This window comes from Streptococcus sp. zg-86 (assembly GCF_017639855.1).
In the GTDB taxonomy this organism is placed as follows: Bacteria; Bacillota; Bacilli; order Lactobacillales; family Streptococcaceae; genus Streptococcus; species Streptococcus zhangguiae.
On record NZ_CP072115.1, the window covers coordinates 679,296 to 702,442 of the forward strand.

Below are 23,147 nucleotides of genomic sequence, written 5' to 3' on the forward strand. Positions count from 1 at the left end.
CGTATCTTATGAAGGAATAGGACAAGGCAAGGAGCTACAGATAGCACTAGAATTAGTTGAGGACTACTCCATAATCCCTATTTCCAACTTTCAACAGTCTACTGGACTATTGAAGCAAAGCGACTTATACTCGTCAAAAATCTAAGTCTGACGTCGTTAACTCACCTTGCTGAACTTCAGTTCTAGCTACGATTTCGTTGCCTAGTCAGATTTTGATTTTTATAGAGTATAACGATGTCCTAACCTTTATTCCATTCACTATAATATTGTATTTCTGATTAAATAGGAGTATAATGGATGTATTATTTTGGAAATGCTTACATATTGTCGTGACACAAAAAGGAGGTTTCGATGTTAGAAGTAGTAGGACTAAAGAAAAGTTTTGGTGACAAGGCTGTTTTGCATGGAATTGATTTTCAGGCAGAAAAAGGACGGATTATCGGTCTTGTCGGGAAAAATGGTGCAGGAAAAACAACGATTTTTCATAGTATCTTGCAGTTTTTGGACTATGAAGGTCAGGTTCGCTTCGATGGGCAAGCCATTTCACAAGCCACCTACGAGAAAATCGGCTATCTACCAGAAGAACGTAGCCTCATGCCCAAATTAACGGTGTATAATCAGGTTCATTATTTAGCCAGTTTGAAAGGTTTGTCGACCTCTTATATCAAGGAGCAGTTGCCCCTATGGATGGCGAAATTGCAGGTCAAGGGCAATCCAACTGATAAAATTAAAAGTCTATCAAAGGGAAATCAGCAGAAAATCCAGTTGATGATTACTCTGATGCACCAGCCAGATTTGATTATCTTAGATGAACCTTTTAGTGGTCTTGATCCAGTCAATACAGAATTACTGAAACAAGTGATTTTAGAAGAAAAACAGCGTGGAGCGACCATTATTTTTTCAGATCATGTCATGACCAATGTTCAAGAAATCTGTGATGACATTTTGATGATTCGTGATGGGAAAGTAGTTGTTTCAGGTAGCATTGACGAGGTTCGAAATAGCTATGGCAAGACACGACTATTCGTTGCGAGCGAGCGTACACAGGAAGAATTGGAATCTCTCCCGCATGTGGTCAGTGCCAGTCGGACCAAGCAGGGTACTTGGCGCCTCGTCTTGGAGGATGAATCAGCAGGCCCAGCCTTATTTGACATTCTCACTCAGGGACAATACGTGTCAACCTTTGATCAGCAAGCCCCAACGATTGATGAAATCTTCAAGTTAGAATCAGGAGTAGCCCTATGAAACAAATGAGTATTGTCATGAAAGAAACCTATCTCCGTCATGTGAAATCATGGAGTTTCTTGTTTATGGTCTTGAGTCCCTTTATCTTTTTAGGGTTTTCCGCCGGTATGGGTATTCTTGTTGGGATGTCTCAATTATCTTCCGAACCAATCCCAATCGTTTCGACCAGTTCTGAGATTGCACAAGCTCTAGTAGAGGATAAGGATAAGTACGATTTTGAATACCAAGACCAAACGGCTGCCCAAAAAGCAGTAGACGATGGCAAAATTGATGGTTACCTCATGTTAGATGTCAAAGACAATCAAGTGCATGCTGCTTATCATGGCAAGGAAAGCATGAATCAGTTTGCTAAAGAATCTATCTTGGGCGATTTGAAAAAACTTCAGGCAGATTTGAACCAGAAAGCAGCTCAGTTGACTGGGGAGCAAGAAAAAATCTTATCCCAAGAAATCAGCTATGATGAAGTGATTGAAAAAAATACAGAATTGGCTCAGACACTGCAATCAGGTTTGGTTTTTGTTCTCTCATTTGCCCTCTACATGCTCCTTATTGTGTATGCAACGACAACTGCGCAGGATATTGCGAATGAAAAAGGAACCAAGATTATGGAGGTCATTTTCTCAAGTGTTCGTGCTTCCAATTATTTCTACGGGCGTATGTTGGGCATTATGGCAGTTGTCTTGACTCATATTTCCATCTATGTAGTTGGTTTTCTCCTTGCTTACTTTGTCGCTGGTCAGTTTCCACTGGTTCAGATGTTCTTGGAACAATACCAAGAAATAGTAGCGCTCTTATTCCAACCTTCTACTGTCTTTACAGTCTTCTTTATGCTATTGGGCTTGATTTTCTACATTGTCCTGTCGGCAGCTTGCGGTGCCTTGGTAACGCGTGTGGAAGATACCAATAAGGCGGTTCAACCCCTTGTCTTACTGGTTGTTGTGGCTATGCTGATGAGTATCAGTTTGGGAATAAAAGGAGGAAATATTTTACTCACTATTGGTTCTTATATCCCCTTCTTTTCACCATTTTTCATGCCGATTCGTCTGATTCATGAAGAAGCATCTACTCTTGAAGGTCTGCTCTCCCTACTTATTTTACTTGGGACAACAGCAGCTAGCATTTGGTATATTGGAAAAATCTATTCTAGCCTTATCCTCCAGACAGATGATTTAGGCTTGTGGAAAAATTTCCAACGTGCGCTGAAAAATAAATAAAGATACAAAAACAAGTCGAAATCCCTTATCAAGTGTCCAATCTTGATGAGGGTTTTCACTAGTCGTTCTAAGTTAGTATTTCTCTGACATCAAATCAGGCACTGATTGTATTTTTTTGGTATAATATGGTGAGAAATGCAATAAAGGAGTCAATCATGATTTTAATTACAGGTAGTAATGGACAATTGGGAACAGAGCTTCGCCATTTATTAGATGAGCGAGGTGTTGAATATGTCGCAGCTGATGTGGCAGAAATGGATATCACCAATGCTGAAAAAGTCGCAGCCTTTTTTGAAGAAGTAAAACCAAGTATTGTCTATCACTGTGCCGCCTACACAGCAGTTGATATGGCAGAAGATGAAGGTAAGGAATTGAACTATGCCATTAACGTGACTGGTTCTGAAAATATCGCAAAGGCTGCTGAGCAATATGGAGCAACCTTGGTATATATCTCAACAGACTATGTCTTCAATGGTGAGTTACCGATAGGGCAAGAGTGGCAAGTAGATGATCAACCAGATCCCCAGTCAGAATACGGTCGGACCAAGCGTTTGGGAGAAGAGGCAGTTGAGAAATACGCTAGTAAATTCTACACTGTGCGCACAGCTTGGGTATTTGGAAATTACGGAAAAAATTTCGTCTTTACTATGCAAAATCTTGCGGAAACACGTGATACCTTGACAGTTGTGAATGATCAGCATGGACGCCCAACTTGGACGCGTACCTTGGCAGAATTTATGGTTCATCTCGTAGATACCAAGCAGGAATTTGGTTATTATCATTTATCAAACGATGCTATAGAAGATACAACTTGGTTTGACTTTGCGACTGAGATTTTAAAAGATACAGATACCAAGGTATTACCAGTTGATTCCAGCCAATTTCCCGCAAAAGCAAAACGACCATTTAACTCGACAATGAGTTTAGAAAAGGCAAAGGCAACAGGTTTTGTGATTCCAACCTGGCAAGAAGCCTTGGCAGCCTTTTATCAACAAGAAAAGAAATAAGGCATTCTTGCTTTTTAGGTTTTACCCGAAGGATGGAATGGTTTGTAGGATAAAAAATGAAGGGGTGGGGTAGATTTGCCTAGCCTCTTTTATGCTTTTCATCCACAATTATGGTATAATTATCTGATTATACTTTTTAGAGTTAAGGATAAGATGAGACACATTTTTATTATTGGTAGCCGTGGGCTGCCAGCTAAATACGGTGGTTTCGAGACCTTTGTCGAACAACTGGTTACCCACCAAGAAAATAGGAAGATTCAATATCATGTTGCTTGTTTGTCAGATGAAACACACCATGTTCATACCCTTTATAAGGGAGCGGATTGTTTTACCATCAATCCACCCAAACTAGGACCAGCGCGCGTCATTGCCTATGATATGTTGGCGATTCGCTATGCGCTATCTCTCGTTAAAAAGGAGAGAATAGAGCGGCCAGTTTTCTATATTTTAGGAAATACAATTGGTGCTTTCATTGCTCCATTTGCCCATCAGATTCATGCTGTTGGAGGGACGCTGTTGGTGAACCCAGATGGATTGGAATGGAAACGTAGCAAATGGCCACGTCCTGTGCAGCACTATCTCAAGTATTCAGAAAAGCTGATGACACGGCATGCAGATAGGATTGTTTCAGATAATGAAGGGATTGAGGACTATATTCAAGCAACCTATCCATGGGCAAAGACGACCTGCGTTGCTTATGGAACAGACCTAACTCCTACCACTCTGACAAACGAAAGTTCAGAAGTACGAGCATTTTTTGATCGCTTTCAATTAGTAGAAAAAGGTTATTATCTGGTTGTAGGGCGCTTTGTACCCGAAAATAATTATGCGACGATTATTCGAGAATTTATGGCGACACAGACTGCTAGAAAATTAGTCATTATCTGTAATCATGAAGGGTCGTCTTACTTTGAGAAGTTGAAAGCAGAAACGCGATTTGATACCGATGAACGCATCCTATTTGTCGGAACAGTCTACCAGCAGGAGTTGTTGAAATATATCCGCCAAGAAGCGCGTGCCTATCTGCATGGTCATGAGGTTGGTGGAACCAATCCAGGCTTACTAGAAGCACTTGCCCAAACCAATGAGAATCTGATTTTGGGAGTTGATTTCAACCAAAAAGTAGCGCTTGAAACTGCCCATTATTGGACAAAAAAAGAGGGGAATTTGGCTGATTTACTCCATCAGATAGATAGACAAGAGGAAAATCAAGAATTGGGACAGGCAGCAAAAGAACGAATGGCTTCTCACTACACTTGGGCAAAAATAGTTGGCCAGTATGAGGACTTATTTTTATCATGAGAGTACATATTTTATTATCCACCTATAATGGTGAACGATTTTTAAGAGAACAGATTGATAGCATTCGCAGGCAAACGGTTTCTGATTGGACCTTGTTGATTCGAGATGATGGATCAAGCGATGGCACAAGGGACATTATCAAGGAATATTGCCAAAAAGATGAGCGAATTTGCTTCATCAATCCAGATGATACGACAAATCTTGGTGTAATAAACAGTTTTCATACCCTTTTGCAATATAAAGTAGCGGATTACTATTTCTTTAGTGATCAGGATGATGTGTGGTTGGAGCATAAATTAGAATGGCAATTAGAAGAGGCTCAGGCTTACCCAGCAGACAAGCCCTTGCTAGTTTACACCGATTTAACCGTTGTTGGACAGGATTTGACGGTCATGCATGAAAGTATGATAAAAACGCAGTCGGACCATGCCAATACTCGTCTTGTTCAGGAATTAACAGAAAATACTGTCACAGGTGGTGTAGCCATGGTCAATCATACCTTAGCGGAGCTTTGGACAGGACAAGAAGCGTATGCCTTATTGATGCACGATTGGTATTTAGCACTTGTCGCGGCAGCTCTAGGAAATCTTGTCTATATTGATCAACCAACCGAACTCTACCGCCAGCATGAAGCGAATGTACTGGGAGCTAGAACCCTTAAAAAACGAATGCACAATTGGATTCGCCCCCATGTGTTATTTGCAAAATACTGGAAACTGATTCAGGACAGTCAAAGACAGGCTAGAAATCTCTTGGATTTGCCCTTGTCAACCAAGGATAGAGAACTAGTCGAGAATTTTATAACGATTATGGATGTTCCCTTTATGGAACGACTCAACCGTATACGAGTGTATGGTTATCGGAAAAACAAGGCCTTTCACACCCTTGTTTTTACCAGTCTTATCCTCACAAAATTTGCCTATAAGGAGTAAACATGGATATTTTTTCCCAAAAAAATCGAATTTTACTAAAAGAATTAATCAAAACGGATTTTAAATTGCGTTATCAAGGAAGCGTGATTGGCTATTTATGGTCTATCTTGAAGCCTTTGATGCTCTTTGCAATTATGTATGTTGTCTTCATTCATTTCCTACGCTTAGGAGGAGATGTTCCACACTTTCCAGTTGCCCTCTTGTTAGGGAATGTCATCTGGTCCTTCTTTGCAGAAGCAACCAATATGGGAATGGTTTCGATTGTCACTCGTGGTGATTTATTGAGAAAACTCAATTTTTCAAAAGAAATTATCGTCTTATCATCTGTCTTTGGAGCAGCGATTAACTTTTCAATCAATCTAATTGTTGTCTTGATCTTTTCTATTTTTAATGGGGTTGAGTTTACTTGGACAGTTATCTTTGCCCTTCCATTGTTTTTAGAGTTGTTTTTATTGGCAACTGGGGTGGCCTTTATTCTTTCTACTCTCTTTGTTCGTTTCCGTGATTTAGCACAGATTTGGGAAGTCTTTATGCAGGCTGGAATGTATGCAACGCCGATTATTTATTCCCTTTCTTTTGTAATGAACAAAAGCGTGCTAGCAGCGAAGATTATTATGCTCAATCCGCTAGCTCAAATTATCCAAGATATGCGGTATTTTGTCATTGATCGGGCCAATATCCCTGTATGGCAAATCATTCAAAATAAGGTGATTGTCTTGATTCCGTATCTCATTCCTATCTTGGTATTTGTGATTGGGACAACAGTATTTAAGAAATATTCTAAGAAATTTGCGGAGATTCTCTAATGACAGACAAACAGATTGCAGTAAAAGTAGACCATGTCAGCAAGTTTTTCAAATTACCGACTGAAGCGAGCCAAAGTCTGCGAACAACCATGGTCAATCGTTTTAAAGGTATTAAAGGTTACAAAGAGCAGCATGTGTTAAAAGATATTTCCTTTGAAGTAGAAAAGGGAGATTTCTTTGGTATTCTTGGACGTAATGGTTCTGGAAAATCAACCTTACTCAAGATTATTTCACAAATTTATGTGCCAGAAAAAGGCTCTGTGACCGTCAATGGTAAGTTGGTATCTTTTATTGAGCTTGGTGTCGGCTTTAATCCGGAATTGACTGGTCGAGAAAATGTCTATTTAAATGGTGCCCTGCTTGGGTTTTCGCGCGAAGAAATTGATGCCATGTATGATGACATCGTGGAATTTGCGGAACTTCAAGAGTTTATGAACCAAAAATTGAAGAATTATTCGAGCGGTATGCAGGTTCGTCTTGCCTTTTCGGTTGCCATTAAAGCGCAAGGTGATGTCCTGATTTTAGATGAAGTATTAGCGGTTGGAGACGAAGCCTTTCAGCGGAAATGTAACGATTATTTCCAAGAACGCAAAAAAAGCGGCAAGACGACCATTCTGGTCACTCATGACATGGGTGCAGTCAAAAAATACTGCAACAAAGCCGTTTTGATTGAAAATGGATTGGTCAAAGCGATTGGGAATCCAGAAAATGTAGCCAATCAATACAGCTTTGACAATACTATTCCGATTCATCAGGATTCGAATGAAGGAGAGGCTGAAGGACAGGAAGAACAAGTCCAAGTTGAAAATTTCCGCTTACAATTATTATCGAAACAACAGATTGCTCCGGGAGATCTTGTTCACTTTGAAATTGATTTTGATGTCATAGAAGATATTGAGACCTATATTGCCTTGTCATTGACGGATATTGATCGCAATATTTGGATTTATAATGATAATTCACTCGATCAGCTGATGACTGGGAAAGGGCATAAAACAATTCATTACCAATGCTCACTCCCAAATGTCAACAACTTAAAATTAAAATTGGAAGTGACCGTTCGAAATGCAGCTGGTGAAATGTTAGCTTATTCGGACGCCACTCAAACGCCTATTATTATGGTACAACGAACAGATATCGCCTTTGATGATAAATCTGCTCAGGACTCTGCAACTGGTTTAATCCAGAGAAATGGAACGTGGAGATTTGAAAAATGAAACCTGTAATTTCGGTAGTTGTAACTTGCTATAATCATGAACAGTTCATCGAGGAGTGTCTCAGAAGTATATTTTCTCAGACATATCCTATGATTGACTTATATGTCTATAATGACGGCTCTACGGATTATTCAGAGGAGGTCATTCTAAATGTTTTGAAAGACTCCCCATTTGAAAGCACTAGCTATAAGTACCATGAGAATTGTGGCTTGGTCAAGACCCGAAATAAGGCGCTCGAACAAGTAGGTGGAGATTTTGTATTATTTGTCGATAGTGATGATTTTTTACCTACGAATTTTATCGAGGAACTTGTTCAAACGGCTCTTCAAGAAGACGCTGATATTGTGTATGCTAAGCTAAAAAATCCAGCAGATAACACAATCGTGATTGATACACAAGAATACAATCTGGGGTCCCTATTTTTGGGGAATTACATTTCAGCCACGTCTTTAATCCGTAAGGAAACGATTGGGGATAGTCGCTATGATGAATATTTAAATTATAAAAAGTTGGAAGATTATGATTTCTATCTACATTTAATCTTAGAAAAGGGAGCAAAACCTGTCCCAAATCATACAACTTTCTTAAACTACAGAGTACTTGCGAACTCAATGTCAGCTAGGAACAACCTTTTAAAGCATTATATAGCCTATATCTACATTCTTGCAAAGTATCAAAAGCTTGCTCCAAAAGAAGTAGAATATGCAATTGATATTCATTTTAATCATAATAGACAGTTAGCTGTAGCAAATCAAAAAGTTACAGTTTATATGGCAGATGCAGAAGGGCTATTTTCAGAAGAAAACAAGCTTCAATTCCCTATTGCCAACGCAGCGGCTATTACCTTTGACCTTCCTGAGACTTGTCAGCATATCCGAGTTGATTTATCGGAGATACCTAGTTTTTATGAGCGAGTTAGCTTGACATCGCAGGAAACGGGAGAGGAACTTTTACCAGGTTTTACAAATGCGATTATATTGGAGAAATCCTACCTATTTCCAAATCCTGATCCACAGATGATTTATGAAATTCCTGCTACAGCAAACCGGACCTATACCTTATCGTACCAGTCATATGAAATGGATAATCTTCACTCAGATGATTACGTTGTAAAAATTCTTGCTCAAAACTTACTTGATATGACAGTAAAAGTGAAAGAATTGGAACAATATAAGTTAGGATTTGACCAAAAACAACAACAGCTAGAAAAAGTAACGGATCAATACAATCGGGTTATTACTTCTCGTCGTTGGACAATTCCGACTAAAATATTAAATTTCTTTAGGAGAAAATAATGAAACGCCTATTACTATATGTGCATTTTAATAAATATAATATCATCAGCTCACATGTTGAGTACCAGCTAATGCACATGCGACCACTTTTTTCAAAAGTTGTCTTTATCTCAAACAGTATTCTTTCCCCAGAAGCAGTGGAACATTTACAAGATGCCAGCTTGATTGATGCTTTTATCCAACGTGAAAATAGTGGCTTCGATTTTGCAGCTTGGCGGGACGGAATGAATCAGGTTGGTTTTTCTCATTTAGAAGAATATGATTCGGTTACCTTGATGAATGATACTTGCTTTGGTCCTTTGTGGGATATGGGAGAGGTCTATCATCGTTTTGAAAGTGATGAGGCAGTTGATTTTTGGGGAATGACCAATCATCGTGAAACAAAGGGAGTTAAAGAACATATCCAAAGTTACTTTGTTTCATTTAAACATGAGGTGATTTGCTCTCCAGCCTTCCAAGACTTTTGGTCTACTGTCCAAGATTTTACAGATGTACAAGAAGTGATTGATCACTATGAAACGCAAGTGACGACTTCTCTTGTTCAAGCAGGTTTTCGTTATCAAACCGTTTTTAATACGATTGATGCTGACACCACAGGGATGAGACATCCTGACTTCTCTTATTACAATCCGACCAGTATTTTAAGCCATAAGGTTCCATTTATTAAAGTAAAGGCATTTGAAGGCAACCAAATTATTGCACCCTTTATTTTGGAAGAGATTGGAAGAACATCGGATTATCCTGTTGATCTGATTATTTACCACATGTCAAAAGTATTTAGTCCTACTCGTGACTATCTATTAGGGAAGAAATACCATAGAGATACGGCTATTAGCAATCGCTTAAAGGATGCGAAAGTAGCGATTCACTTGCATACCTTCTATGTTGACTTGTTAGAAGAGTTTTTAGATGCATTTGAAGGATTTGTTTTTACCTATGATTTATATTTGACGACCAATACTGAGGAAAAAATCAAGGAAATTCAGGAAATCTTGGATAGACGGAATGTATCCGCAACTATTCGATTAACTGGAAATATTGGACGTGATGTCTTGCCGATGTTGCAATTAAAAGAGGAATTGGCACAATATGAGTATGTTGGACATTTCCATACCAAAAAATCAAAAGAGGCAGACTATTGGGCAGGACAATCATGGCGAACAGAATTGATTGATATGCTGGTTAAACCTTCAAACGAAATTCTCTCCAGTATGATAGAAACAGAAGAATTGGGAATGATGATTGCAGATATTCCTAGCTATTTCCGTTATGTTCGTCTGGATCCTTGGGCAGAACTCGGAATGATTCCGTTTATGGAAGAACTATGGGAAAAAATGGCCTTGCCGAAACAAATGGATTTTTATGAAGCAGATGTTTTTGTCATGAGTTATGGAACCTATATTTGGTTTAAATACGACGCCTTGAAACCCTTATTTGAGATTGGATTAACAGAAGCAGATGTTCCGAAAGAACCATTGCCACAAAATACTATTCTTCACGCCATTGAGCGCTTATTAGTCTATATTGCATGGGCACAGGGATACGATTTTAGAATCAGACAAAATCCAAATCCTATTCCTCCATTTATAGACAACCGCATTTTGAATAGAAGACAATTAGAGCAATTTAGCCCCTATGCCTACATTGATTTCACTTATTTTGGTGGCATAAAAGGCGCACTGAAATATTTAAGAAAATCGTGGACGAATACATTGAAGTATCTTTTCAAACGGATAGTAGGAAAGTAAGAGATGCACTCTTATTTTGAAAAGCATGTAAGTCTATGATTGGTCTTGTACGGAATGGATAAGACTTTTAGATTTTGCTGTATTCAATAAAATGTGGAATAATATTATCAAAAGAACAGGACGAAACGTAAATGTACATAATGAAAAATCTTAGAGTAGAGGACAGGGTATGTTGCAACTATTAAAAAAGAGAGTGAATGAGTTGTGGGATAAGCGACTACTGATATTTACTATTTTAAAATATTCCTTTACAACGATGCTCATCCTCTATTCTCACCGTATTCATCAAAATCATTTTTACGTGATGATTAGCTTATTAGAGTTAATCTCAATAGCGCTCTTTTCGAATTACTTGCTACGGATTAATAAGTGGCTGGCATTCATTATCAATAGTCTTGCCCTATTGCTGTTAAATGCCCAAATGCTGATGATGATTTTTGGTGGTAGCTATGTAACCTTGGTTATGTTAACAAATTTGGAGTCAATTGAAGCCATAGGTGGAAAATTGAAGCTCTATCTTTCAGGGGTGATTGCGTTAGTGATGTTTTCGCTAATGCCAATCAAACGATTCAAAGTGCCGTATGTGAGTACTAATAAGTTATTATCTATTTCTCTTTTAAGCGAATTAATTTTAACCTTGATGCATGGAAGTATGTATTCTCCGTTTTTTGCGATTTATCAGCTAAGACAGGATGCAAAGGCTTATCAACGTCAATTGGAGGAAATTGCCAACCAACCAAATATTACATCTGAATTTTATAGAGAACATGTGGATTCTGCTATTCAAAGACCAGAAAATATAAAAGAAAAACCAAATGTTGTTTTACTTTTTGTAGAGGGGTTGTCTCAAAATATTATTGATGATAGTCGAGCGATTATGCCTACAGTGGCTAAAGTACAAAAAGAATCCTTGAATTTCAGCAATTATTATAATCATACCTTTGCGACCTATCGGGGTATCATCGGACAGCTCTATTCAGGATATCAATTAGACAACTATGATAATAATACGCTGATTTCCATACAAGATGTACTAGCTAATGAAGGCTATCAAACATCTTTTATCAATGTTGAGCCAAGCAACACCCAATTTACGACTTACCTAGAATCTTTGAATTTCCAAAATCTAATCTCAGATCCTAGTAAATCCTACTCAGGACATAATGGAACGGTTTCTGATAAAGAAGCATTTGAGATTCTCTATGACACTATTGAGCAGCAGGCTAAGGAAGACAAACCATTCTTTACAGCCATGTATACTTTTGGAACGCATATTACCTTAAATTCACCACATGAAAAGTATGGTGATGGTCATAGTCCACTATTAAATCGTTTTTATAATTTCGATGTGCAGTTTAAAAAATTTATAGAAAAGTTTAAAGAGAGTGGGCTAGCCCAAAATACGGTACTCGTATTTGCAGTAGATCATGCAACCTATCAGGACGCAGAATTTATTAGTGTATTCCCAGGATATGCTAGGGCCAATCCAGATGTGGACATAGTACCTTTCTTTATGTATCATGACGGAATAATGGCTCGAACAGTAGATGTGAAGGGACGAAATTCCATTGATATGGCTCCAACTATTTTAGATTATATGGATATCAATCGGGAAAATTATTTCTTAGGAACGAGTCTATTTTTCCCAAAAGAAAACAACAATTCATTTGACACAGTCTTTTTTGACAATAGTTTCTTATTATCAACGGATCAAAATAGGGTTGAGCCTTTATCAGAAGCCTCTAAAGAGATTATTGAGGCCCAACTCCAAAAATATTTTGCTGCAAAAACGCAGCCACCGATGAAACCGTGATATTTTACTAATATATATTGACAAAACCGAAAATCTTTGCTATCTTTAATTTAGGGAGGAAGTTTAAATGAAAAAGAAAAAATACTTATTATTTGCTCTTCTTTGTGCAGTCGGTTTGAGTTTCTATTCTGTAAAGGCAGAAGCAGAAACAACTGTTTACCGATTATATAACAAAGACAATGGTGAACATTTATATACCACAGATAAAAATGAAAAAGATGTGTTGTTTAGCTCACATGGTTGGGGATACGAAGGAGAGGCTTGGTATGCTCCAGATAGTGGAGAGGGTGTACCAGTTTATCGCTTGTATAATCCTAGCCTTCAAAATCATTTGTATACAACTGATCAAAATGAAGTTACTGTCTTGACAACCAAGCATGGTTGGAAAATGGATAACAATGGTCAGCCAGTCTTTTATTCTGGAGGTTCTGCTAGCATTTATCGTGTATATAATAAAAATTTAAGAGGCCTTCATCATTTAACGACAGATACAAACGAATATAAGGTTTTACCGAGTCATGGCTGGAGCCAAGAAGGTATTAAATTAAATGCCCTCCGTGTTGGTATTCCTATTAAAACTCAGTACCATGAGGCTATGCAGGCGAACAATACAAAACCTACTAAAGATGTAGCAGTTGTGAATAAGGATGAAGAGACAAAGGAAAAGCCTTTGCCGACAGTTTTGCCAACTGGCCACCAGACAATTGAAAATACACCTTCGAAATTAACGATTGAAGCGGATGTTACCCTAAGTGGTAGTGGAACTGGTTATCATGCCAAACTGGTTATGGTTACACCAACTTCAGGAATTAGTTTTGGATTGCAATATGATCTTGGTGCAGTAGCACCGTATTCTGGACAAACAGCCTTTCTAATTGAAAATATTGGTAGCAATAATCCAGGTGAGCAACACTATCACCGTGCTAATTATTTCGCAAACTTGAATACGACCTACCATCTTATGTTGACATTACAAGAGGACGGTTCGTATGTCGGTTACGTAAATGGTGCAGAAGTTATTCGTGGTCGCAATCCTGTGTTAGCAAATCGCCAAGATATCTATCTCCGTGTTGAAGGGGCTGCTCGTAGATCAGGAGACTCTGTCAACGCTCGATTTAGTAATATTAAATTGAAGGCAGGTAGCCAATACATTCCGACTAAAACTTGGACAGGAACGCCACAATTTAACCGTGACAATGGTATCATGACGAAAATGGATAATCAGCTGGTTCCAAATACCGCAGCAGCGGCACGTCTGATGCCAGGAACAATCGAGTTTTCCGGTTCATTGACAGGTCTACCTCTTGGTACGGATTGGGATACACAAGGTTATTATGACAAAGCTTCTGGTCTAGTTCAATTCTATTAAAATCTAGTTGAATGATGTATAAAAAAGATTGAGGAGAACATATTGTTGACTCTTCAATCTTTTTTGTTATATGAGAAAACGATCCATTACCTGAGATGACGTCTAGCTTATTAGAAATAGATGAGCTGTCTTGGCTGTTTTTTTAGTTTGATAAAGCAGACAAAATACCTAAGGATAGCAAATTTTGATATTTAGTAAGTCTCAAATGAATTTTTTTTGACTTTATGCTAAAATAGTAGGAGGAGGAGTGAAATGATTAAGATATTTGGTCGGATTCGATACCACTGGCAGCCAGAATTATCCTGGTCGATTATTTATTGGTCCTTAGCTATTACTCCTGCTTTTCTGGCCTTATCGCTAATCTTAGAAAGACTACGTATATCGGATACGATTATTCAGCTATTTGTCCTAGTTATTGTCATGTTTGGAATAGGCTGGCATCGGTATTTTGTGATTGAGGAAGACCATTTAAAAATTGCCTCGGCGAATCCATTTGCCACAAAGAAAATTCAGATCGCAACCATTTCCAAAATAGAGGTGACCTATCTGTTTATCAAGCTCTTTTCGCAAGAATTTCCTGAGGGAAAAATTTACTATATACGTAAATGGCCTAAGAAGTATTTTATCAATGCTCTGGCTCTGAATCCCCGTTTTCAAGGGGAAATCGTCTTAACCGATCATTTGATTACGCAAGACTATTTTGAAGAATACTATGCGAATAAAGATTAGTTAGTCAGCAGAGATAGCTTTTGTAGGACAGGATTTGGCTGCAAGAAGTGCGTCGTTTCGATTAGCAAGTTCAATCGTTGTTTCTTGATGATGGTCAGCAAACAAGACAATACCGTCATCATCATAGTCAAAAACGTCCGAAATGGTTTGACAAAGTCCACAAGCAATACATTTTTCTGGATAAAGTTTGATTTTCATATTATTATTGTAATGAGATTTTATAAAAAAAACAAGGAGAAAGTTTAGTCATGTCACAAGAACCGTGGAATGAGGAAATTTATGATTCTACTGAAAAAAGTAGAAAAAGTAGAACAAGTAAAGGCAATTCAGGTACGAGGGTACTGACAGTCTTAGCGATTTTGTTTCTATTTATCGTGATTATTACAACAATTGCAATGGTTTATTTATCTCATGGTGGTAGTGAAACAGATGCCAATCATGAATTTTATAATACAAGCCAATCTGCAGAGCAAAGTACTGGACAGTCTGTTGCAGCAACTTCTGAAAGTAGCCAAGTAGCTTCGTCTACCAGTGAATCACAAAGTAGTTCAGCTACAACCCAAGAATCATCGACTGCAGCAGCTACTGGTGAGACAATTACTGTTCAGGCAGGTGAAGGGGCAGGATCGATTGCAGCACGTGCAGGTATTTCAATTGAAGAACTGGAACGCTTGAATCCAGATAAAATGACAGGTCCTGGTGGGACTTGGTGGGCAAACCCAGGTGATCTTGTAAAAATTAAGTAAGAGGAATTATGAAATCAATTCAAATTGCCATTGATGGCCCAGCTTCTAGTGGAAAAAGTACCGTTGCAAAGATTATTGCAAAAGCCTTTGATTATACTTATTTGGATACAGGAGCCATGTACCGTGCGGTAACCTATCTAGCTCTCCGTCACCAATTGACCCAAGATGATACAGCAGAAATTCTTTCTTTGTTGGAGGAACATCCGATTGCCTTTGGGCGAAACAAGGAGGGAGAGCAGTTGGTATTTGTTGGAGATGTTGACATTACTCATGCGATTCGTGAACATCAAGTGACGAATAATGTCTCATGGGTGTCTGCCCTTGCCCCAATTCGTGAGAAATTGGTTGATTTGCAACGCAAGATTGCCGTACAAGGTGGTATTGTGATGGATGGTCGTGATATTGGAACCGTTGTTCTTCCAGAAGCAGAATTAAAAGTTTTCTTAGTCGCTTCAGTCGAAGAAAGAGCCTTACGCCGCTTTAGGGAAAATCAGGAAAAAGGTATTCCAACTGACCTAGAACGCTTGAAAGAAGAGATTGCTCTTCGAGATTATAAAGATAGCACGAGAGCTGTTTCACCTCTGAAAGCGGCAGATGATGCCATTACATTTGATACGACAGGGGTGTCGATTGAGGGTGTGGTTGAATTTATTTCAGAAAAAGCGAAAGAAATCCTTGACAAGCAGAGTAACTAATGGTATACTACTAACATTGAGAAAAGCAGAAGTGAGAGCTTCTCGCCTTGCGACTAACGTTGTCTGGCTCTACGTGTTAAGTTTTCTTCGGAAAGATAATGATGTAGTGATGGACTTGTGTTAGCAAGTCCGTTTCGTTTTTCTCGAAAAAAATAAAATGAGGTGAAAGCCATAGCAAAGCAAGATTTGTTCATCAATGATGAAATTCGTGTGCGTGAAGTTCGTCTTATCGGTCTCGAGGGTGAACAGTTAGGAATTAAACAACTCAACGAAGCCCAAGCGATAGCTGATAGTGCTAACGTTGATTTAGTGTTGATTCAACCGCAAGCTAAACCACCTGTTGCGAAAATTATGGACTATGGTAAGTTCAAATTTGAGTATCAGAAAAAACAAAAAGAGCAACGCAAAAAACAAAGCGTTGTGACGGTCAAGGAAGTACGTCTCAGTCCGACCATTGATAAGGGAGACTTTGATACGAAACTTCGTAATGCCCGTAAATTCCTTGAAAAAGGAAATAAAGTGAAAGTATCGATTCGTTTTAAAGGACGGATGATTACTCACAAGGAAGTTGGAGCGAAAGTCTTGGCAGAGTTTGCTGAAGCAACGCAAGACATTGCGATTATTGAGCAAAGAGCTAAGATGGATGGACGTCAGATGTTCATGCAACTTGCACCAGCTTCAGAGAAAAAATAGGCTTACTAAGCAAAAGGAGAATTAAAATGCCAAAACAAAAAACTCACCGCGCATCAGCTAAACGTTTCAAACGTACAGGTTCTGGTGGATTGAAACGCTTCCGCGCTTATACTTCACACCGTTTCCACGGAAAAACTAAAAAACAACGTCGTCACCTTCGTAAAGCAGCAATGGTACATTCAGGTGACTTCAAACGTATCAAAGCAATGCTTACAGGACTTAAATAAGTCGAACTACTAGAAATTAGAGAATTATTCGGAGGAAAATTAAATGGCACGTGTTAAAGGTGGCGTTGTATCACGCAAACGCCGTAAACGTATTTTAAAATTAGCTAAAGGTTACTATGGTGCAAAACACATCTTGTTCCGTACTGCAAAAGAACAAGTAATGAACTCTTACTACTATGCATACCGTGACCGTCGTCAGAAAAAACGTGATTTCCGCAAATTGTGGATTACTCGTATCAATGCGGCAGCTCGTATGAACGGTTTGTCATACTCACAATTGATGCATGGTTTGAAATTGGCTGAAATTGAAGTAAACCGTAAAATGTTGGCTGACCTTGCTGTAAATGACGCAGCTGCTTTCACAGCACTTGCAGATGCAGCAAAAGCTAAACTCGGTAAATAATGAAAAAAGATGGGAGGAATCTCATCTTTTTTTTGCGGAAATAGGAGGAAGACAGATGATCCGCTGGATATTTTTTGATGTAGGGTAAGCGCTCCATAACGAGGTATATTGAAAAACATTCCAAAGTCTGGACGGACTCTGGAATGTTTTCTATTTACAGTTGTTTTGAATACTTTCCGCCCACGGTAAATAAGCCTCTAGAACGTTCTTATTTGCGAGGCTTTCCTCACTAGGAAGATGTTCTAGAAGATAAGTCATGTATTTCTCAGTGTTGAGATCATGACGCTTAGCTGTTTCTAGTAAGCTCATGATGATGGCTGTCGCCTTAGCGCCGTCAAAGCTCTGAGAAAAAAGCCAGTTCTTACGCCCCATAACCAAGGTCTTCATAGCCCTCTCTGCTATGTTGTTGGACAAGACTAGATTGCCGTCCGAGAGAATCGTTCGGAAGGTGGTTTCGTATTTGAGGCTATACTCTAAGGCCATGCCCAATTTAGAACCTGATAAAACAGCCTGCTCACGACACCAGTCGAAGAACTCATCCATCAAGGGAGCTAACTCTGCCTGGCGTTTATGTAGTCGCTCTTCAGTAGAGAGGTCAACCCAGTCATTCTCCAAAGCAAATAAGCGGTCGCAATACCTTAATCCCTTAGCTCCTAAAGAGGTCTTGTCTGCCTTCTTAGGCGTCGCCTCGAAGAACTTTCTTCTGACATGAGCCCAACAACCAACTAGCTGAGCTTTGTCTAACTGCCTATATGCCGACCACATATCACAATGTACATAGCCTGTGTAATCTCCAAGAAACTCCTTCACAACCAAGCCACTCCGCCCTTTATCGTGATGATAAAGAGTGATTCCCTGTTCTTCATGCTTCCCAGACAAGAAGGTCCAGTAAAAGGTCAACTGGCTATCATTTTCCAAGACCTTATAAGAAGTCTCATCCGCATGGAGAATGGGCTGTTCTAGTAATTTCTCGTGCAGAAGATCATAAATCGGCTCGAAATAATACTGACTAGACTTGATGTGCCAATTAGCGATTTCTTTCCGTGTGATAGGCAAGCCAAGTTTATTCCAATCCTCTTCTTGGCGGTAGTTCGGTACCTTGAGATTGAATTTCTGATGAATCGTATGAGCGATGATGGAGGCTGACCCAAAGCTATGTGCTAAAGGGGCTTTAGGGACGGGAGCTTTGACAATCTTATCACTGAGATTCTTCTCGCTACACGCCTGACATTTGTAAGCATGTTGGACATGATCAATCCGCTTCAATTGCGCAGGAATAAAGATTAATTCTTGACGTTGGACGGTTGAACCAATCTCTTTCAACTGACCGTGACAGTCTGGACAAGTGCAGTCTTCGCCTTTTAGTTCATGATGAACCATCTCTGGAGTGAATTGACTAAAAATAGCCTGACGAATTCCCTTGGTTTTCTTACGTTTATAGGTAATCGTTTCTGTGTCACCTGGGCAAGTTAGCGTCTTCTTCAGGAAGTGGTTCTTCTTCGAAGAGACTTAGCTGACCAGGTTGATACACAACCTTTTCTGATGACTTGCCATAGAGCTTTTGTGTCAGATAAGCTACTTGTTCACGAAGGAGAGCAAGTTCATTTGTGAGTTGTTGGTTAACAGCTGCTTGTTGTTTAATAATGGCTAATAACTCTTCCATAGTCTCACCCTCCAGTTTTCTTTATTATACCGAAAAGAAAGCCATGATTTCAATAGAAATCACGACTGTTTGTAGGGTTTATTTTAGGGCTTATCGAAAATCCCTTCATCAGCCAGTCTACTTGTTCAGGTGTCAGGGCTTTGACCTCGTTTTCATTACTCGGCCAGGTCAGTTTCCCGTTCTCGAAACGCTTATAGAGTAGCCAAAATCCTTGACCATCCCAATAAAGGGCCTTGAAACGATCTTTGCGGCCACCACAGAAGAGAAAAACTTGACCAGAAAAGGGATCTAATTCAAATTGACGTTTAATAAGATAAGCGAGCGAGTCAATACCTTGTCTCATATCCGTTTTCCCGCAGACAAGATAGACCTTGCCTAGATCACTGAGATGAATCGCCATAGAGCAATACCTTATCTAAAATAGTTTCCAGTGTTTCTTGATGAAGAGATTGGAACAAGCTTAGTTCAACTCTTCCAATACGCATTTTCAGCACCATCTCGTTTTTGTTTTTCTTATCAAAACGACGAGATTGGGGCGTTTCCAAAGGAACAATAGGTTGTGACATCACAATAGCCTCCAATTCTGTTTTCTACTAACAGTATACTGGAGGAGTGAGAGGATTACTAGATACCTCGTTATGGAGCGCTTACGATGTAGGGTCGACTTTGATAGATGAAACAGTCTCTTATCGGCGATTTGCAAATGAGTGTGCACTGGTTCTACGTAGTCATGGAAAGCAGGTGTCTGCGGCAGAATTTTTAGAAAAAATGAAAGAGATAGCAGCACTTGGAGAAGCCCCTATCAGAAGTGCCTGGTCTTGGTATGGTTTGCCAGCCAGTCTACGTCCTAGATGGAAGCATGTGGATGAGATACTCTATCCAGATGTCATTCCGACTTTGAACTATCTTAGCCAGTTCTATCACTTGGGGATTATTGCTAATCAAGGACGAGGCTTAGAGGAGCGATTGGAAGTATTTGGGATTCGCCATTTCTTTGATAGAATTATCTGTTCAGAAGAGATTGGTTATAAAAAGCCTAATCGAGCGATTTTTGATGTTGCGTTAGCGGATGCGAATTGTAGAGCTGAAGATGCTATTTATATCGGAGATCGCATGGACAATGATATTCTGCCCGCAAAGGCAGTAGGAATGCGAACGGTACATATTTTACAAGGAATCGGACCACGTGACTGTCCAAATACAAGACTAGAAAGTGATATCACGATTCAGCAGTTGAGCGACCTTTGCTCCTTATTTTAGGATGCCTGTCCTAAACGGGGTAGTATAGTGAATTGAATAAAGGTTAGGACATCGTTCAGTCGCTTTGCTTCAATAGTCCAGTGGACTGTTGAAGGTTAGAAATAGGGATTATGGAGTAAGTCTCAATTAACGCCAGTTTTATCTGCAGCTCTTTGCCTTGTCCTATTCCTTTCTCAATTCACTATATTTTCTGTATCTGATCAGCAGTAGAATAATAATCTCAACTAGAGAGTATTTTCTATGCTTATTTTAAATAGAAATTACAGTAAAATGTGAAATAAATAGGCAAAAAACAAAACTGGCAAAAACGAAATTTTAAGTGAGAAAAACTCGTAAAAAACGCATAAAATCAAGGTTTCTAAAAACTGATTTTATGCGTTTTTACACTATTTGAAGACTTTCTGTCCAGCCTAGTTACATTTTCTAACAACAGGTGCATCATTTATTGATAGCTGAGCGGAGTAAGAACGGAATGAGGATAACGGGTTTCTATGTTATCATCGTTATCGAATGTTATTCCCTTATTCTTTTTTCTCACTTGAAGATGAACTACTAGAAGTTGAGCTATTGGGACTCGTTGAAGCAGGATTTGATTCATGTAGGTTACGATAACTTGGTGCTTGGAATAGGTCAACGGTAGATTTCTCACCATTTTTACTGTAGAGACTAGTTGATTCGTTTCCTAATTCAGCTTCGATAGCCTCTAGGGCTTTTAAGGAATCAAGATAGGAGTAGTTTTTTGGATTGACTGTAGGAAGCCCATTGTCTAAGAAGCGCACAAGGTCACCAGTTTGAATGGCATCGCTTGCGGCTAATTGATTTTTAACACTTGTTCGAATGACTTCTAATTTCTTCAGCGTATCTTCATCAGGGTTTGTGATTTCTTCCCCTGTTTGTGTGTGGTAAAGTTTTCCAGCATAACTAGTGTATTCTGGCGTAATAAAGTTTCCAGGAGTTCTCAAAGCCACAATTTGTTGATTGTCTGGTGAGAGTAAATCTTGCCCAACGTGAAGGTATTTTTTGGAATCAATGCCTAGCAGATGTTCTAGGGTCGGTAGAGCATCAATTTCTCCACCAAAGGTATCAATGATCCGCCCTTTTGTCATTCCTGGAATCACAATCATATAAGGGACTCGTTGAAGCATAGCATTGTCATAGTCTGACCAGGTTTCAGAATTTGCTCCTAGAAGTGGAGCAAGACTAGGATTTCGTGAATTGGAAATTCCATAGTGATCTCCGTAGAGGACGATAATTGAATTTTTGTAGAGTCCCGTTGCTTTTAGATAATCAAAGAAGGCCTTGACCGAAGCATCGAGATAATTTGCTGTAGCAAAATAGCCATTGATTGTTTCGTCTTTGGTATCTGCAAGTGGGAAGCCAATCTCGTCGCCTGAGAGGCTTGTGGTATAAGGATAATGGTTCGAAACCGTGATGAATTTTGTATAAAAGGGTTGCTGGAGGCGTTCAAGGTATTGAATCGAATCGGCCAGCATAACTTTATCATTTAGCCCATATTGGAAAGAGTTTTCGGATGTCGCTTCTGTAAAATAGGATTTGTCAAAGAAATAGTTGTAGCCCCATTGTTTATAGGTATTGTTCCGGTTCCAAAAACTAGCTGCATTTCCATGGAAAACGGCTGAAGTATAGCCAGCTTCTTGTGCTAAGATATAGGGCGCAGCTTGTTGGGTATTGCTACCACCGTACTGAACCATAAAGGAACCTTGATTTAATCCAAAGAGAGAGGTTTCTATCATGGTTTCTGCATCAGAAGTCTTTCCAGCCTTTACTTGATTGAAGAAATTAGAAAAGGCAAAGGTTTCATTGGAGTGATAAAGTGAATTTAAAAAGGGGGTGACTTCATGCTCTGTTCCGTCAACAGTCAACTTGTAGTCAATAATGAATTGCTGCAAACTTTCTAAATGAATATAAAAGACATTTTTCCCTTTTGCCATGCCAAAATAGTCCTTGTTCGGTCCTACATAGTGTTGGTGAACATAGTCTTGAACGGGAACTAAATCATCTGCAGAGGCTTCTGAACGATCCTTGTGTGCATGGTAGGTTTGATAGGCATTGTATCCCAAAAAGGAAGGCAGACCGAGCGCTCGCACAATATAGGTGTTTGAAAAACCACGTGATAGCAGTTCCGGACGATCAATTTCAGCTAGAAAGAGATTGATGGAAAAAAACAAGATAGATAGGGCAGTCACTGCAAAACTAGCCCGATGGTTGAAGGGTTTGGAATCAATCGGAATTTTTTTCTTGAAGGAAAAATAGGCAAAGCCGATAAAATCTAAGATATACAGCAAGTCCCATATTCTCAATGATTTAATCGTGGTTTGTAATAAACCACCTGCCACGCTTGAACTAGCTAGCATGGTAGAGATTGAAATATAGTCAGAGAATTCTCTAAAATAGAGAGTATTTGAAAATAGCCATAGAAATAGTAGAGTATAGAGCAGCAAGACTGATCGGTAAAACCATTTAGTCGGCTTAACATAAAGGGCTAAACCGAGAAATAAGAGGCCGATAGGAAGTGGATTGATAAACAGGATAAAATTCTGGTAGAACCCTTTTGTATCCAAATCGAAATCAATGAGATAGGCCAGAAGTGTCTTTATCCAGTAAATCGTTACAAGAATGAGGATAAAGCCGATTCTAGAACGGAAGATTTTTGATAAGAGATAGCGATTTTTGTTCACAAGAGCTTCCTTTCTTTCAATAGTCTATTTCATAAAATCTTAGTCCATTATACCATATTTTTAAAATAACCCTTCATTAGAGAA

General features: G+C 39.1%; 24 protein-coding genes and 1 other annotated feature. Of the genes, 18 read left to right on the forward strand and 6 right to left on the reverse strand.

Features of this window, described 5'->3' with window-relative positions:
* Positions 1–351 precede the first annotated feature (351 nt).
* The 12 genes from J5M87_RS03420 (at position 352) to J5M87_RS03475 (ending at position 14,677) form a co-directional block, all read left to right on the forward strand.
* Entirely contained in the window at positions 352–1,245 is an 894-nt protein-coding gene (locus J5M87_RS03420; RefSeq protein WP_154608751.1) for an ABC transporter ATP-binding protein, read from the forward strand.
* Positions 1,242–2,459: an ABC transporter permease gene (locus J5M87_RS03425; protein WP_154608752.1), complete on the forward strand. Its 1,218-nt coding sequence runs from the start codon at positions 1,242–1,244 to the stop codon at positions 2,457–2,459. Before J5M87_RS03420 ends, J5M87_RS03425 begins: the two co-directional genes overlap by 4 nt.
* 155 nt (positions 2,460–2,614) lie before the next feature.
* The gene (rfbD, locus tag J5M87_RS03430) at positions 2,615–3,466 is read left to right on the forward strand and encodes a dTDP-4-dehydrorhamnose reductase (RefSeq protein WP_154608753.1); all 852 of its coding nucleotides are present in this window, start codon (positions 2,615–2,617) and stop codon (positions 3,464–3,466) included.
* Between the two features lie 153 nt (positions 3,467–3,619).
* Complete coding sequence (gene cps2T / locus J5M87_RS03435) at positions 3,620–4,768, forward strand: beta 1-4 rhamnosyltransferase Cps2T (RefSeq protein ID WP_154608754.1); 1,149 nt, start codon at positions 3,620–3,622, stop codon at positions 4,766–4,768.
* On the forward strand, positions 4,765–5,700 hold the full coding sequence (locus tag J5M87_RS03440) for a glycosyltransferase family 2 protein (RefSeq protein WP_154608755.1): 936 nt from the start codon (positions 4,765–4,767) through the stop codon (positions 5,698–5,700). The genes cps2T and J5M87_RS03440 overlap by 4 nt, the downstream gene beginning before the upstream one ends.
* Positions 5,701–5,702: 2 nt before the next feature.
* A complete protein-coding gene (locus tag J5M87_RS03445) occupies positions 5,703–6,506 on the forward strand; it encodes an ABC transporter permease (protein WP_154608756.1) in 804 nt (267 codons plus the stop codon).
* On the forward strand, positions 6,506–7,723 hold the full coding sequence (locus J5M87_RS03450) for an ABC transporter ATP-binding protein (RefSeq protein ID WP_154608757.1): 1,218 nt from the start codon (positions 6,506–6,508) through the stop codon (positions 7,721–7,723). Before J5M87_RS03445 ends, J5M87_RS03450 begins: the two co-directional genes overlap by 1 nt.
* Positions 7,720–9,018: a glycosyltransferase family 2 protein gene (locus J5M87_RS03455; RefSeq protein WP_154608758.1), complete on the forward strand. Its 1,299-nt coding sequence runs from the start codon at positions 7,720–7,722 to the stop codon at positions 9,016–9,018. Before J5M87_RS03450 ends, J5M87_RS03455 begins: the two co-directional genes overlap by 4 nt.
* Complete coding sequence (locus J5M87_RS03460) at positions 9,018–10,766, forward strand: rhamnan synthesis F family protein (protein ID WP_154608759.1); 1,749 nt, start codon at positions 9,018–9,020, stop codon at positions 10,764–10,766. The genes J5M87_RS03455 and J5M87_RS03460 overlap by 1 nt, the downstream gene beginning before the upstream one ends.
* A 169-nt stretch (positions 10,767–10,935) precedes the next feature.
* Positions 10,936–12,579, forward strand: coding sequence for an LTA synthase family protein (locus J5M87_RS03465; RefSeq protein ID WP_154608760.1), 1,644 nt, complete (start codon positions 10,936–10,938; stop codon positions 12,577–12,579).
* Positions 12,580–12,646: 67 nt separating this feature from the next.
* Positions 12,647–13,948, forward strand: a complete 1,302-nt coding sequence (locus tag J5M87_RS03470) for a hypothetical protein (RefSeq protein ID WP_154608761.1) — start codon at positions 12,647–12,649, stop codon at positions 13,946–13,948.
* Between the two features lie 252 nt (positions 13,949–14,200).
* On the forward strand, positions 14,201–14,677 hold the full coding sequence (locus tag J5M87_RS03475; RefSeq protein WP_154608762.1) for an EbsA family protein: 477 nt from the start codon (positions 14,201–14,203) through the stop codon (positions 14,675–14,677).
* Here J5M87_RS03475 and J5M87_RS03480 read toward each other — a convergent pair whose 3' ends face one another.
* Positions 14,678–14,875 carry a ferredoxin gene (locus tag J5M87_RS03480; RefSeq protein ID WP_154608763.1) on the reverse strand — a complete coding sequence of 66 codons (198 nt, stop codon included), beginning with the start codon at positions 14,873–14,875 and terminating at the stop codon, positions 14,678–14,680.
* Between the two features lie 50 nt (positions 14,876–14,925).
* Here J5M87_RS03480 and J5M87_RS03485 point away from each other — a divergent pair, with 50 nt between their 5' ends.
* From J5M87_RS03485 to rplT, 5 genes are all read left to right on the forward strand, one after another.
* Entirely contained in the window at positions 14,926–15,423 is a 498-nt protein-coding gene (locus J5M87_RS03485; RefSeq protein ID WP_154608764.1) for an SAG1386/EF1546 family surface-associated protein, read from the forward strand.
* 8 nt (positions 15,424–15,431) lie between these two features.
* A complete protein-coding gene (gene cmk / locus J5M87_RS03490; RefSeq protein WP_154608765.1) occupies positions 15,432–16,118 on the forward strand; it encodes a (d)CMP kinase in 687 nt (228 codons plus the stop codon).
* Positions 16,119–16,135: 17 nt separating this feature from the next.
* Positions 16,136–16,265 (forward strand) — a sequence feature (ribosomal protein L20 leader region).
* Between the two features lie 15 nt (positions 16,266–16,280).
* Complete coding sequence (infC, locus tag J5M87_RS03495) at positions 16,281–16,811, forward strand: translation initiation factor IF-3 (RefSeq protein WP_067089320.1); 531 nt, start codon at positions 16,281–16,283, stop codon at positions 16,809–16,811.
* A gap of 26 nt (positions 16,812–16,837) precedes the next feature.
* A complete protein-coding gene (rpmI, locus tag J5M87_RS03500; RefSeq protein WP_003025048.1) occupies positions 16,838–17,038 on the forward strand; it encodes a 50S ribosomal protein L35 in 201 nt (66 codons plus the stop codon).
* A gap of 43 nt (positions 17,039–17,081) precedes the next feature.
* Positions 17,082–17,441 carry a 50S ribosomal protein L20 gene (rplT, locus tag J5M87_RS03505; RefSeq protein ID WP_000124834.1) on the forward strand — a complete coding sequence of 120 codons (360 nt, stop codon included), beginning with the start codon at positions 17,082–17,084 and terminating at the stop codon, positions 17,439–17,441.
* A gap of 150 nt (positions 17,442–17,591) precedes the next feature.
* Here rplT and tnpC read toward each other — a convergent pair whose 3' ends face one another.
* The 4 genes from tnpC to J5M87_RS03525 are packed head-to-tail and all read right to left on the reverse strand — an operon-like array spanning position 17,592 to position 19,670.
* Positions 17,592–18,926, reverse strand: a complete 1,335-nt coding sequence (gene tnpC, locus J5M87_RS03510) for an IS66 family transposase (RefSeq protein WP_208769384.1) — start codon at positions 18,924–18,926, stop codon at positions 17,592–17,594.
* Positions 18,898–19,104: an IS66 family transposase gene (locus J5M87_RS03515; protein ID WP_154632457.1), complete on the reverse strand. Its 207-nt coding sequence runs from the start codon at positions 19,102–19,104 to the stop codon at positions 18,898–18,900. The genes tnpC and J5M87_RS03515 overlap by 29 nt, the downstream gene beginning before the upstream one ends.
* A 49-nt stretch (positions 19,105–19,153) precedes the next feature.
* Entirely contained in the window at positions 19,154–19,504 is a 351-nt protein-coding gene (tnpB, locus tag J5M87_RS03520) for an IS66 family insertion sequence element accessory protein TnpB (RefSeq protein ID WP_154632458.1), read from the reverse strand.
* On the reverse strand, positions 19,485–19,670 hold the full coding sequence (locus tag J5M87_RS03525; RefSeq protein ID WP_154608075.1) for a hypothetical protein: 186 nt from the start codon (positions 19,668–19,670) through the stop codon (positions 19,485–19,487). The genes tnpB and J5M87_RS03525 overlap by 20 nt, the downstream gene beginning before the upstream one ends.
* 46 nt (positions 19,671–19,716) lie before the next feature.
* Between J5M87_RS03525 and J5M87_RS03530 the strand changes: the two genes are divergently transcribed.
* Positions 19,717–20,364, forward strand: a complete 648-nt coding sequence (locus J5M87_RS03530; RefSeq protein ID WP_154609104.1) for an HAD family hydrolase — start codon at positions 19,717–19,719, stop codon at positions 20,362–20,364.
* Positions 20,365–20,885: 521 nt separating this feature from the next.
* Here the strand turns inward: J5M87_RS03530 and J5M87_RS03535 are convergent.
* Positions 20,886–23,063 carry an LTA synthase family protein gene (locus tag J5M87_RS03535; RefSeq protein WP_160463313.1) on the reverse strand — a complete coding sequence of 726 codons (2,178 nt, stop codon included), beginning with the start codon at positions 23,061–23,063 and terminating at the stop codon, positions 20,886–20,888.
* Between the last annotated feature and the right edge of the window lie 84 nt (positions 23,064–23,147).